Source organism: Alcaligenes faecalis (assembly GCF_002443155.1).
Lineage (GTDB): Bacteria > Pseudomonadota > Gammaproteobacteria > Burkholderiales > Burkholderiaceae_B > Alcaligenes > Alcaligenes faecalis.
In genome coordinates, this window is record NZ_CP023667.1 from 841789 (window position 1) to 854653 (window position 12865).

8 protein-coding genes are annotated in these 12865 nt (G+C 56.3%); 6 read left to right on the forward strand and 2 right to left on the reverse strand.

Annotation, left to right across the window (positions count from 1 at the left end; all coding sequences use genetic code 11):
• Positions 1 to 2 precede the first annotated feature (2 nt).
• The 4 genes from sdhA to gltA are packed head-to-tail and all read left to right on the forward strand — an operon-like array spanning position 3 to position 4113.
• Complete coding sequence (sdhA, locus tag CPY64_RS03880; protein WP_042484142.1) at positions 3 to 1781, forward strand: succinate dehydrogenase flavoprotein subunit; 1779 nt, start codon at positions 3 to 5, stop codon at positions 1779 to 1781.
• Between the two features lie 13 nt (positions 1782 to 1794).
• Positions 1795 to 2511 (forward strand): succinate dehydrogenase iron-sulfur subunit, encoded by a 717-nt coding sequence (locus CPY64_RS03885; protein ID WP_003802530.1) that lies wholly within the window; start codon positions 1795 to 1797, stop codon positions 2509 to 2511.
• Positions 2512 to 2529: 18 nt separating this feature from the next.
• Positions 2530 to 2790: an FAD assembly factor SdhE gene (locus tag CPY64_RS03890; RefSeq protein WP_003802528.1), complete on the forward strand. Its 261-nt coding sequence runs from the start codon at positions 2530 to 2532 to the stop codon at positions 2788 to 2790.
• An 18-nt stretch (positions 2791 to 2808) separates the two neighbouring features.
• On the forward strand, positions 2809 to 4113 hold the full coding sequence (gltA, locus tag CPY64_RS03895) for a citrate synthase (RefSeq protein WP_042484147.1): 1305 nt from the start codon (positions 2809 to 2811) through the stop codon (positions 4111 to 4113).
• 169 nt (positions 4114 to 4282) lie between these two features.
• Here the strand turns inward: gltA and lldR are convergent, their stop codons facing one another.
• A complete protein-coding gene (gene lldR, locus CPY64_RS03900; RefSeq protein ID WP_042484150.1) occupies positions 4283 to 5062 on the reverse strand; it encodes a transcriptional regulator LldR in 780 nt (259 codons plus the stop codon).
• Between the two features lie 239 nt (positions 5063 to 5301).
• Between lldR and CPY64_RS03905 the strand changes: the two genes are divergently transcribed.
• Entirely contained in the window at positions 5302 to 7065 is a 1764-nt protein-coding gene (locus CPY64_RS03905; protein WP_042484155.1) for an L-lactate permease, read from the forward strand.
• A gap of 97 nt (positions 7066 to 7162) precedes the next feature.
• Here CPY64_RS03905 and CPY64_RS03910 read toward each other — a convergent pair whose 3' ends face one another.
• A complete protein-coding gene (locus CPY64_RS03910) occupies positions 7163 to 9457 on the reverse strand; it encodes an NADP-dependent malic enzyme (protein ID WP_042484157.1) in 2295 nt (764 codons plus the stop codon).
• Positions 9458 to 9977: 520 nt separating this feature from the next.
• On the opposite strand from CPY64_RS03910, the gene CPY64_RS03920 reads away from it, so the two are divergent.
• On the forward strand, positions 9978 to 12845 hold the full coding sequence (locus CPY64_RS03920) for a 2-oxoglutarate dehydrogenase E1 component (protein WP_042484166.1): 2868 nt from the start codon (positions 9978 to 9980) through the stop codon (positions 12843 to 12845).
• Positions 12846 to 12865 lie beyond the last annotated feature (20 nt).

Genomic DNA, 12865 nt, shown 5'->3' on the forward strand with positions numbered 1-12865 from the left:
CCGTGGCTTCCATCACAAAATCTTTGCCCCGCCGTCAGTTTGACGTAGTGGTGGTCGGTGCCGGTGGCGCCGGTATGCGTTGTTCCCTGCAATTGGCTCAGGCCGGCTTGTCCGTTGCCGTGCTCAGCAAGGTGTTCCCAACCCGCTCCCACACTGTGGCGGCTCAAGGTGGCGTCAGTGCCTCCCTGGGCAACATGAGCGAGGATCACTGGTACTGGCACATGTACGACACCGTTAAAGGTTCGGACTGGCTGGGCGACCAGGACGCCATCGAATTCATGTGCCGTGAAGCTCCACACGCTGTGTACGAGCTTGAGCACTTCGGTATGCCGTTTGACCGTAACCAGGACGGCACGATTTACCAGCGTCCATTTGGTGGTCACACCGCCAACTTCGGTGAAAAACCTGTTCAACGTGCCTGTGCTGCTGCTGACCGTACTGGTCACGCCATGCTGCACACCCTGTACCAGCGTAACGTAGCTGCCCGTACCCAGTTCTTCGTGGAATGGATGGCTCTGGATCTGCTGCGTAACGAAGCTGGCGACGTTCTGGGCGTAACCGCTCTGGAAATGGAAACCGGCGAAATCTACGTTCTGGAAGGCAAGCGCGTGGTGCTGGCTACCGGTGGTGCTGGCCGTATCTGGGCTGCTTCCACCAACGCCTTCATCAACACCGGTGACGGCCTGGGTATGGCTGCGCGTGCCGGTCTGCCTTTGCAAGACATGGAATTCTGGCAATTCCACCCCACTGGCGTTGCCGGTGCTGGCGTGCTGATTACCGAAGGCGTGCGCGGTGAAGGCGGTATCTTGCTGAATAAAGACGGCGAGCGCTTCATGGAGCGTTACGCTCCCACCCTGAAAGACTTGGCCCCACGTGACTTCGTGTCCCGTTCCATGGACCAGGAAATCAAGGAAGGACGCGGTTGTGGCGATGGCAGCTACGTGGTTCTGAAACTGGATCACCTGGGCGCTGACGTCATCAAGAAACGTCTGCCCTCGATTCGCGAAATCGCGATCAAGTTCGGTAACGTGGACCCGATCAAAGACCCAATCCCTGTGGTTCCAACCATCCACTACCAGATGGGCGGTATCCCCACGAACTACTACGGTCAGGTTGTGACCCAAACGCCAACGGGCGAGAACAAGATCGTCAACGGTCTGTACGCCATCGGTGAATGTGCCGCTACCTCTGTGCACGGTGCCAACCGTCTGGGTACGAACTCCCTGCTGGACCTGATCGTGTTCGGTCGCGCTGCGGGCAACCACATTGTGGATTCGCACCCCGAGAAAACGCACTCTCACCAGGAAATCAACGAGTCCTCCATCGAGTACTCGCTGGACCGCGTCAACCGTCTGGAATCCCGCACATCGGGCGAAAAGGCACAGGACGTGGGCAACAAGATTCGTGTGGCCATGCAGGCTCACTGCGGTGTGTTCCGTACCCTGGATCTGCTGCACAAGGGTGTCGACCAGATCGAATCCCTGGTTCCCGAAGTCAAGGACATTTACTTCAAAGACAAGTCCAAAGTGTTCAATACCGCCCGTATTGAAGCTCTGGAAGTGGCCAACATGATCGAAGTGGCTCGCGCCACCACGAAGTCGGCCGCCAATCGTACTGAAAGTCGCGGTGCTCATGCCCTGAACGACCACCCAGAACGTGACGACGAAAACTGGCTGCGTCACACCTTGTGGTTCTCGGAAGGCAGCCGTCTGGAGTACAAGCCTGTCCAGATGAAGCCTCTGACAGCCGAAACGATTCCGCCCAAGGCCCGGACTTTCTAAGCAGGATACAGACATGAGTCAAAAACGTAAGGTCAAATTTGAAATCTACCGCTACGATCCTGACAAGGACGAGCGTCCCTACATGCAAAAGATCGAAGTCGAGTTGGAACCTACCGACAAGATGCTGCTCGATGCGATCCTGCGCATTAAAAATGACATGGACGACAGCCTGGCGCTGCGTCGCTCCTGCCGTGAAGGTGTGTGCGGTTCCGATGCCATGAACATCAATGGCAAGAACGGGCTGGCCTGCACCACCAACATGCGCGACTTGAAAGAGCCTGTGGTTCTGCGCCCACTGCCAGGTCTGCCGGTTATCCGTGACCTGATCGTGGACATGACCCACTTCTTCGATCAGTACCATTCGGTCAAGCCGTTCCTGATCAACGATGCTCCTCCTCCAGAGAAAGAGCGTTTGCAAACGCCTGAAGCCCGTGAGGAGCTCGATGGTCTGTACGAGTGCATTCTGTGCGCCTGCTGCTCGACCTCTTGCCCATCGTTCTGGTGGAACCCCGACAAGTTCGTCGGTCCTGCTGGTTTGTTGCAAGCCTATCGTTTCATTGCCGACTCGCGTGACGAAGCAACGGGCGAGCGTCTGGACAATCTGGAAGATCCATACCGCTTGTTCCGCTGCCACACGATCATGAATTGCACGGACGTCTGTCCAAAAGGACTGAACCCGTCGCATGCCATCGGCAAGATCAAAGAAATGCTGGTGCGTCGCAGTATCTAAAAAGGTGGGTATGTACCGATGAGAACATTGACGGAATTGGAGCGTGCGCGCCTGCGCTGGCGTGCGCGCCGGGGCTTGCTTGAAAACGACTTGATGATCACCCGTTTTCTGGATCAATACGAAAACGAGCTGACTGATCAGGACGTCTCGGCCCTGACCCGCTTGTTCGAAATGGACGATACAGTTTTGCTGGATGTCCTTCTGGCTCGCTCCGAGCCAGAAGGGCAGTACGCCACACCGGACATTCAGCGACTAGTAGACATTATGCGAAAGCTATAACCATTGAGGAAAAAAGTGATGGAATTGTCAGATAAAAAAGCCACGCTATCCTTCTCCGACGGTAGCCCTTCGGTTGAGTTCCCTGTACACAAGGGCACCGTAGGTCCGGACGTGATCGATATCCGTAAGCTCTACGGTCAGACAGGTATGTTTACCTATGACCCAGGCTTTATGGCAACGGCGGCTTGCGAATCCGGTATCACCTACATTGACGGCGACAAGGGCCAGTTGATGTACCGTGGTTACCCGATCGACCAGTTGGCACAAAAGTGCGATTTCATGGATGTGTGCTACCTGATCCTGAACGGCGAGTTGCCCAACGCAGATCAGAAGCAGGAATTTGACTCCCTGGTCACGAACCACACCATGGTTCAGGAACAGATGCAGCACTTCCTGCGCGGCTTCCGTCCGGACGCCCACCCCATGGCAATACTGACTGGCCTGGTCGGTGCCCTGTCGGCGTTCTACCATGACTCCACGGACATCACGAATCCTCATCACCGTCATGTGTCGGCTATCCGCTTGATCGCCAAGCTGCCTACTCTGGTTGCGATGGCGTACAAGTATTCTTTGGGACAGCCCTTCATCTATCCCAAGAATGATTTGTCCTACACCGGCAACTTCTTGCGCATGATGTTCGCTACCCCTTGCGAAGACTACAAGGTCAACGAAGTGGTTGAGCGCGCTCTGGACCGTATCTTCATCCTGCATGCAGATCACGAACAAAACGCCTCGACTTCCACCGTGCGTCTGTGCGGTTCGTCCGGCACCAATCCTTTCGCTGCTATTGCTGCGGGTGTTGCTTGCTTGTGGGGTCCTGCCCACGGTGGTGCAAACGAAGCGTGCCTGAACATGCTCGAAGAGTTGCAAGCCAACGGCGGCATCGACAAGGTTGGCGAGTTCATGGAGAAGGTCAAGGACAAGAACTCGGGCGTGCGCCTGATGGGCTTTGGTCACCGTGTCTACAAGAACTACGACCCACGCGCCAAGCTGATGCAAGAGACTTGCAAGGAAGTTCTGGAAGCCCTGGGCCTGGAGAACGATCCTCTGTTCAAGCTGGCCATGGAACTGGAGCGCATTGCTCTGGAAGATCCATACTTCGTCGAACGCAAGCTGTACCCCAACGTAGACTTCTACTCGGGTATCGTTCAGCGCGCTATTGGTATCCCAACCTCCTTGTTCACCGCTATCTTCGCCCTGGCTCGTACCGTGGGCTGGATTGCTCAGTGGAACGAAATGTTGTCCGATCCAGATTACAAGATCGGCCGTCCACGTCAGTTGTACGTGGGCCCAACTCAGCGCGACGTACCTGATCAGCGTTAATCACTGTGGGCTCAGAGACCTGGATCAAGCCAGGTGTCATTAGCCTCTGCGCTGACTGAGCCCCTGGTTTTACGCAAGTGCACCAATTTGTGGTGCACTTTTTTTTCGCCTGCTGTTTTGCTTATCGCGCCACGCGATTGTGATGAAACGCATCCGGTACTGGCGGGGTTCAGGGTTGCAGAAGCTGGTGGTTGAAACGGGAGAGCCGCTGCTCGCGGGCATTGTTTTCTTCGGACTGTCGGACTTTGGCCTGTACATGATCCAGATGCTTGTTGATCTGCTCACGGGCCAGGTCGGCATTGCCTTCCAAAATGGCGTTCATCACGGCTTCGTGTTGCTGGGTCAGGACCTCTACCTCGCGCGCATTGTCGAACTCAAACATGGCACGACGGTTTTCCTTGACGGTGGAGAACACCAGTTGGAACAAGCCATTCATGATCTGCAAAAGCACCACGTTGTGGGATGCCTGGGCAATGGCCAGGTGAAATTGAGCATCCGCGCGGGCCGATAGTTCGGCATCCTGATTCTTTTGATGCTCAACCATGATGTCAAAGCATTGCCTGATTCGTTTTTTGTCGGTCTCCGTGGCTCGTATTGCAGCGTGCCATACCGTACTGGCCTCCAGCGCTCGCCGCGCCTCCAGTACATCGTAGCGATACAAGGGGTCCTGGCTCAGGAGCTGCTCCAAGGGGGCGATGGCCTGGGCAGGCCAGTTGATCAGGTCGCTTTTCTGCACGAAAGTGCCGCCGCCTTGGCGGGTAAATAACACTCCCTGTGAACTTAGCGTACGCAGCGCTTCCCGTATCGGTACGCGTGACACTTCCAGTTGCTCGGCTAATTGACGCTCGGAGGGGATCCGGTCACCAGGTTGCAGTTTCTCTTCCTGGATGAGCTGGATAATTTTTTCAGTGATCTGGTCGGAGAGACGCGTTTTAGGGTTTGTAGTCATAAATCGGTTTGAGGTGGTAAGACCAATTTGTGTTTTTAGTGTGAGTATAGGGGTGAAAATGACTAAAAAGATCAGGGTTTATGCCGGTAATTAAAAAGTGGTAATACCTCTATCATTCTCCAAGCTAGAACAAGAGGGGGAGGGCTGCTCGAAATCGAGACCGGCACCACGGTTTTGAGCTCTGGGCTGGCAGCTCCTCTTTCCATAAAACGTGCTACCGACACGAAGGAGATCTGGAGATGAGTCTTTTATACACCTTGATGGCCCTGGCGCCATTGTTGGTTGTGTTTTTGTTGATGGTTGTGCTGGGGCGTTCGGCAAAGCTGTCCATGGGCGCAGCCTATATTGTGACAGCCTTGCTGGCTTTGTTCGTGTGGGGCAGTCAGGCCGAGGTTATTGCCGCAGCGACGGTCAACGGGGTGGTGACTGCCCTGACCTTGCTGTTCATTGTCTTTGGGGCCGTACTGCTGTTGAACACGCTCAAGGTGGGCGGCGCGCTGGCAGCCATTCGCCAGGGCTTTATGGATGTGTCCCCTGATCGTCGCATACAGGTCATTATTGTGGCCTGGCTGTTCGGCTCCCTGATTGAGGGCTCATCGGGTTTTGGTACACCGTCTGCGGTAGGTGCGCCTTTGTTGCTGGCATTGGGTTTTCCGGCAATGGCGGCCGTGATGTCGGTACTGGTTATCCAGTCCACCCCGGTTTCGTTTGGTGCTGTTGGTACCCCCATGCTGGTCGGTGTGCGCTCGGGCGTCGATAACAAGGCCGATGTCGCGGCGGCTATCGCTCCGATGCAGCCTCTGGAGTATTTGCAGCAGATTGTCGAGAACGTAGCCTTGATTCATGCCTTGACGGGCTTTGTGATTCCTTTGCTGCTGTGCGGCTTGCTGACGCGCTTTTTTGGCGAGCGCCGATCCTTCGTGGAAGGTTTGGGCGCCTGGAAGTTTGCCCTGTTTGCGGGTCTGGCTTTCACCGTTCCTTACTACTTGATCGCGGTGGTCTTAGGGCCGGAGTTTCCATCCATGGTGGGCGCAATGGTGGGTCTGGTGATTGTGGTGACGGCAGCACGCAAAGGCTGGTTTGCGCCCTCCAAGACCTTTGACTTCCCTGATCGCAGTCAGTGGCCTTCTCATTGGCTGGGTACGGTTGCCATGGACAATGTGGAAACCAAGCAGAGCTTTTCCGTGTTGCGAGCCTTTTCGCCCTACGTGCTCGTTGTGCTGCTGCTGATCCTGACCCGTACTGTTCCTGCTGTGAAAGCCTGGTTGACAGGTCCCTCTGCCACGATCAAGGTTGAGGCCCTGTTTGGTACCGGTATTTCCACCTCGGCACAGCTGTTGTTTTCACCGGGCGCTATCCTGATTCTGGTGTCCCTGGCATGTATCGCCATCTTCCGCATGAATGGCCAGCAGTACATGCAAGGCGTCAAGCAGTCGCTGAGCACCATGGGCAGTGCTGCTCCTGCCTTGTTGCTGGCTGTGCCTATGGTGCAGGTGTTCATCAATTCGGCCGCCGCAGATGGCTCAATAGCCAGCATGCCTCTGGTCCTGGCTCAAGGCGCGGCTGCTGCAGCTGGACAGGCTTGGCCGACCATCTCACCCTGGGTAGGCAGCCTGGGTGCCTTTATCGCTGGCTCCAATACGGTCAGCAATATGATGTTCTCGTACTTCCAGTTCTCGACTGCTCAGCAAATTGGCTTGAGTGTCGATCAGTCCGCCATTGTGGTGGCTCTGCAGGCCGTCGGTGGGGCAGCGGGCAACATGATCTGCGTGCATAACGTGGTTGCTGCCGGTGCCGTGGTAGGCATGTTGGGTCGAGAAGGGGAGATTGTGCGCAAGACCTTGATTCCCATGGTTTATTACGTGATACAGGCTGGCTTGATCGGGCAGGCCTTGATTACGGGTGCAGCAGGCTGGTGGCTGGCAGCGGCAATCTTCCTGGTAGTCGCAATCGGTGGCTTGAGTCTGTCTCGGGGCCGCCCAATGTCTCCGGCGATGGCTTGATGGGAGCCCTTGTCGTACTGAACTGAATCTGGATCAGGGATAAAAAAACCGGATGCCGCTTTTACGCTGCATCCGGTTTTTATTTGGCTAAACAGGATTAGCTGTTTTGCTGGGCTTCTTGCTGAGCATCCACAACAGCCAGGGCTGTCATGTTGATGATGCGACGCACAGTGGCGCTGGTGGTCAGGATGTGGATGGGGCGAGCCGCACCCAGCAGGATGGGGCCCATGGCCACACCGTTGCTGCCTGTCATCTTCAGCATGTTGTACGTGATGTTGCCGGCGTCCAGGTTTGGAGTGATCAGCAGGTTGGCCGAACCGCGCAGCGTGCTGTCGGGGAAGGCTTTCAGGCGGATCTTCTCGGACAGGGCGGAGTCAGCGTGCATTTCGCCGTCCACTTCCAGGTCTGGAGCGCGTTCAGCCAGGATTTGACGAGCCTTGGCCATCTTGCGCGAGGACTCGGTCTGGCGGCTGCCAAAGTTCGAGTGCGACAAGAGAGCCACGCGAGGCACCACGCCAAAACGGCGAACTTCCTCGGCGGCCTGGATCGTCATGTCGGCGATCTGTTCGGCTGTGGGGTTCTCGTTCACGTGGGTATCGCACACAAACAGAGTTTGTGTAGGCAGCATCAGCACGTTCATGGCGGCGAAGGTTTGAGCTTCCTTTTTCAGGCCAATGACTTGCTCAACGTAGTGCAGCTGGCTGTCGTAGTTGCTGGCTACACCGCAGATCATGCCGTCAGCATCACCGCGTTGCAGCAGCATCACGCCAATCAGCGAGTTGTGCTTGCGTATCATGGCTTTGGCGATGTCTGGAGTGACGCCTTCACGCGCCTTGAGCTTGTAGTAGGCAGTCCAGGTTTCGGTGAAGCGATCGTCGTCTTCAGGATCAACGATTTGCACGTTCTTGCCGGCTTCCAGACGCAGACCCGCTTTCTTGACGCGCATGTCGATCACGCTGGGGCGACCCACCAGAATGGGCTGGGCCAGCTTTTCGTCCACCACGGTTTGCACGGCACGCAATACGCGCTCGTCTTCGCCGTCAGCGTAAATGATGCGCTTGGGCGCAGCCTTGGCCTGCATGTACAACGGACGCATCAGCGGGCCGGTGTGGTAGGTCATGGCGATCAGTTTCTGACGGTAGGCGTCCATGTCTTCGATAGGACGGGCGGCAACGCCGGAGTCCATCGCTGCCTGGGCCACGGCAGGAGCAATCTGAACGATCAGACGGGAATCAAACGGTTTGGGGATGATGTACTCAGGACCAAAACGCAGGTCTTCGCCGCCGTAAGCGGTGGCCATATCGTCGCTTTGCTCGACCTGAGCCAGCTCGGCAATGGCTTTCACGCAAGCCAGCTTCATTTCTTCGTTGATCACGCTGGCACCGACGTCCAGGGCGCCACGGAAAATGAAGGGGAAGCACAGCACGTTGTTGACCTGGTTCGGGTAGTCCGAACGGCCAGTGGCGATGATGCAGTCAGGGCGGGCAGCCTTGGCCACTTCAGGGCGGATTTCAGGCTCGGGGTTGGCCAGGGCCAGAATCAGAGGCTTGTCGGCCATGGTCTTGACCATGTCAGCAGACAGCACGCCAGGAGCCGAGCAACCCAGGAACACGTCAGCACCGACCATGGCATCAGCCAGTGTACGGGCGTCGGTTTCCTGAGCGTAGCGAGCCTTGTTGGGCTCCATGTTCTCGTCGCGACCTTTCCAGATGATGCCGCGCGAGTCGGCCACGAAAATGTTGCTCAGCTTCACGCCCAGGGCAACCAGCAAGTCCAGGCAAGCAATGGCAGCAGCACCAGCGCCCGAGCAAACCAGCTTGATGTCGGCGATGTTCTTGTTGACGACTTTCAGGCCGTTCAGAACCGCGGAGGACGAGATGATGGCGGTACCGTGCTGGTCATCGTGGAACACGGGAATGCTCATGCGCTCGCGCAGCTTCTTCTCGATGTAGAAGCATTCGGGGGCCTTGATGTCTTCCAGGTTCACACCACCCAGGGTGGGTTCCAGTGCGGCAATAATGTCGACCAGCTTGTCCGGATCGGTTTCGTTCAACTCGATATCGAACACATCGATGCCGGCGAATTTCTTGAACAGGCAGCCTTTGCCTTCCATGACGGGCTTGGCGGCCAGAGGACCGATATTGCCCAGACCCAGCACGGCGGTACCGTTGGTGACCACGGCAACCAGGTTGGCGCGCGAGGTGTACTTGGCGGCGGCTTCTTCGCCTTCGGCGTGGATGGCCATGCAAGCAGATGCGACGCCGGGGGAGTAGGCTAGCGAGAGGTCATCTTGATTGGCTAGGGTCTTGGTAGGGACCACCGAGATTTTCCCGGGAGTGGGATACGCGTGATAGTCCAGCGCAAGTTTGGCCAGATCGGCGTTGGCATCCATTTTGGTAAAGCTCCTGATAGGATTTTCTAGTGTAAAAGTGAATCTAATTTATAAGAAATACAGTCACCAGGTAGGTGCTGATTTGTTATAGGCAGCATATGTCATGGCAACGCTGGTTGCCTGCCTCAAGGTGACCAAGGGCAGGCTGGGCTCGGTTTGGTGGAAAAGGGGCCCGCGAAGCGCGTACTTGCTGCACCCGTTTAGCATATCGGAATTTTTCCTTCATGTGGGGCAGGCTAGGGGCGTCAATCATGATTTGGAGCGCTTCTTTTGTAAGAATTCGCCCGTGTGATAGATCGATGTGTTTGTTAATGCCAACGGTCTGCTGCAGTCGCCAAGCATTTTAGATGTCATTAATTGCGCCTTTTGTGTGCAGCGTTATACTAGATCAATACGGCTTGTATAAGGCGTCCTACGTTGCCTTCTGCTCCTGCTATCCGCTAACCGGCGAGGTCCGTGTCGCGGAAGGTTTTCCTGCATCTCAACACGAGTGAAACACTCGGATAGGTGAAGCGTAATAATGTCATCGCAAAAAGAACTGCTCAGTAACTCTTATCTGTTCGGGAGCAATGCTCCTTACGTCGAAGAACTCTACGAGTCCTACCTCGACAATCCGGGCTCCGTCGCCGATCAATGGCGCGAGTACTTCGATCAACTGCAGCATCAGCCAGCTACTGACGGCCGCGACAGCACCCGCGATCAAGCTCACGCTCCTATCGTCGAGTCCTTCGCCCAACGTGCGAAAGCCAATGCCTTCCTGACCAGCGCGCAAGCACCGGACCTGACAGTTGCCATGAAGCAAGTGTCGATCCAGTCCATGATTGCTGCGTACCGCTCCCTGGGTGCACGCATTGCTGATCTGGACCCTCTGAAGCGCTCCGAACGCCCCAGCATCCCTGAACTGGACCCTGCTTTCTACGGTTTGACCGAAGCGGATCTGGACCAGGTCTACTCCGCCACCAACACCTACTTCACCAAAGCCGACACCATGACGCTGCGCGACATGCTCAAGGCCCTGCGTGATACGTACTCCCGTTCGGTGGGCGCAGAATTCATGTACATCTCCGACCCGGTCGTCAAGCGCTGGATTCAGCAGCGCCTGGAGTCGGTGCATGGCACAGGTTCTTTCAACGTTGAACAAAAACGCAACATCTTGCAGCAGCTGACCGAGGCCGAAGGCCTGGAGCGCTTCCTGCACACCAAATACGTCGGTCAGAAACGCTTCTCCCTGGAAGGTGGCGAGAGCTTCATCGCTTGTATGGATGAAGTGGTCAACCACGCTGGCGAGAACGGCGTTCAGGAAATCATCGTGGGTATGGCCCACCGTGGTCGCCTGAACATGCTGGTCAACATCATGGGCAAAATGCCCGGTGATCTGTTTGCCGAGTTTGAGGGCCGTCACGCTGAAGGCCTGACAGACGGCGACGTGAAATACCACAACGGCTTCTCCAGCGATCTGTCCACCCGCGGCGGTCCAGTCCACCTGTCTCTGGCCTTTAACCCATCCCACCTGGAAATTGTTAACCCAGTGGTCGAGGGTTCGGTCCGTGCTCGTCAGGATCGTCGTAGCGACGAAGACGGCAGCCAGGTTCTGCCTGTGCTGGTTCACGGTGACGCGGCTTTTGCCGGTCAGGGCGTGGTCATGGAAACACTGAACCTGGCCCAGACCCGTGGCTACGGTACCGGTGGCACGCTGCACATCGTGATCAACAACCAGATCGGTTTCACCACCTCTGACCCCCGCGATACACGCTCCACGCTGTATTGCACGGACGTGGTCAAGATGATTGAAGCCCCTGTTTTCCACGTGAACGGCGACGATCCTGAAGCCGTGGTGTTCGTGACTCAGCTGGCTCTGGATTTCCGCCGCGAGTTCAAGCACGACGTCGTGGTTGATATTGTTTGTTTCCGTAAACTGGGCCACAACGAGCAAGATACTCCCTCGATGACCCAGCCGCTGATGTACAAGAAGATTGGTCAGCACAACGGTACCCGCAAACTGTACGCCGACAAGCTGGTTGCTCAAGGCATTCTGTCCGAGAACGAACCCGAAGATCTGGTCAAGGCTTACCGTCAACTGATGGAAGACGGCAAGCGCACGGTTGAACCTGTTCTGACAGACTACAAGAACAAGTACGCCACCGACTGGTCTGCTTTCCTGGGCGCCAAATGGACTGACCAGGCTGACACCGCCTTGCCGATGTCCGAACTGACACGCATCGGTGAAAAACTGACCACCGTGCCAGAAGGCTTTACCGTTCACCCATTGGTCAACCGCATGCTGAACGACCGTCGTGCCATGGCACGTGGCGAAGCTCAGGTGGACTGGGGCATGGGCGAGCACTTGGCCTTTGCAACCCTGGTGAACAACGGCTACGCCATCCGTATTACTGGCCAGGACTCGGGCCGTGGTACGTTCACGCACCGTCACGCCGTGCTGCACGATCAGAAACGTGAGCGCTGGAACGACGGTACCTACATTCCTTTGCAGAACGTCTCTGAAGGCCAGGCCAACTTCACGGTGATCGACTCGGTCCTGTCCGAAGAAGCCGTGTTGGCTTTTGAATACGGTTACGCTTCGGCAGAGCCCAACATCCTGACTATCTGGGAAGCCCAGTTCGGCGACTTCGCCAACGGTGCCCAGGTTGTTATCGACCAGTTCATTACGTCGGGTGAAGCCAAGTGGGGCCGTCATTGCGGTCTGACTCTGATGCTGCCACACGGCTACGAAGGTCAGGGTCCGGAGCACTCCTCGGCCCGTATCGAGCGCTTCTTGCAACTGTGCGCAGACAACAATATTCAGGTTGTCCAGCCCACCAACGGCGCCCAGATCTTCCACGTTCTGCGTCGTCAGATGATCCGTCCTTTCCGCAAGCCCTTGGTCATCATGACGCCCAAGTCCTTGCTGCGTAACAAAGATGCTACTTCGCCATTGAGCGATCTGGCTGAAGGCCACTTCATGCCTGTGATCGGTGAAACGGATCAGGCGATTGATGCAGCCGCTGTCAAACGTGTTCTAGCTTGCTCGGGCAAGGTTTACTACGATCTGGTGAACCACCGTAAAGAACTGGAGCGCAACGATATTGCCATTATCCGTGTGGAGCAGTTGTATCCATTTGCCCACAAGGCCTTCCAGGCAGAGCTGGCTAAGTACAGCAACGCCAAGGAAGTTATCTGGGTTCAGGACGAACCTCAAAACCAAGGTGCATGGTTCTACGTTCAGCATCACATCTACGAGAACATGACCGAAGGTCAGAAGCTTGGCTACGCCGGTCGTGCCGCTTCCGCTTCGCCTGCAGTGGGTTACCTGGCCAAACACCAGGAACAGCACAAGGCGCTGCTGGAGCAGGCTTTCGGCGCTCGCAAAGGCTTCATGCTGACCAAATAACGCACCCCAAATTTTAAATA

What these genes read in the sequence shown, in the direction of transcription:
- CPY64_RS03885 (WP_003802530.1), top strand. Translation starts at nt 1,795, where the DNA reads ATGAGTCAAAAACGTAAGGTCAAATTTGAAATCTACCGCTACGATCCT.
- CPY64_RS03890 (WP_003802528.1), top strand. Translation starts at nt 2,530, where the DNA reads ATGAGAACATTGACGGAATTGGAGCGTGCGCGCCTGCGCTGGCGTGCG.
- gltA (WP_042484147.1), top strand. Translation starts at nt 2,809, where the DNA reads ATGGAATTGTCAGATAAAAAAGCCACGCTATCCTTCTCCGACGGTAGC.
- lldR (WP_042484150.1), bottom strand. Translation starts at nt 5,062, where the DNA reads ATGACTACAAACCCTAAAACGCGTCTCTCCGACCAGATCACTGAAAAA.
- CPY64_RS03905 (WP_042484155.1), top strand. Translation starts at nt 5,302, where the DNA reads ATGAGTCTTTTATACACCTTGATGGCCCTGGCGCCATTGTTGGTTGTG.
- CPY64_RS03910 (WP_042484157.1), bottom strand. Translation starts at nt 9,457, where the DNA reads ATGGATGCCAACGCCGATCTGGCCAAACTTGCGCTGGACTATCACGCG.
- CPY64_RS03920 (WP_042484166.1), top strand. Translation starts at nt 9,978, where the DNA reads ATGTCATCGCAAAAAGAACTGCTCAGTAACTCTTATCTGTTCGGGAGC.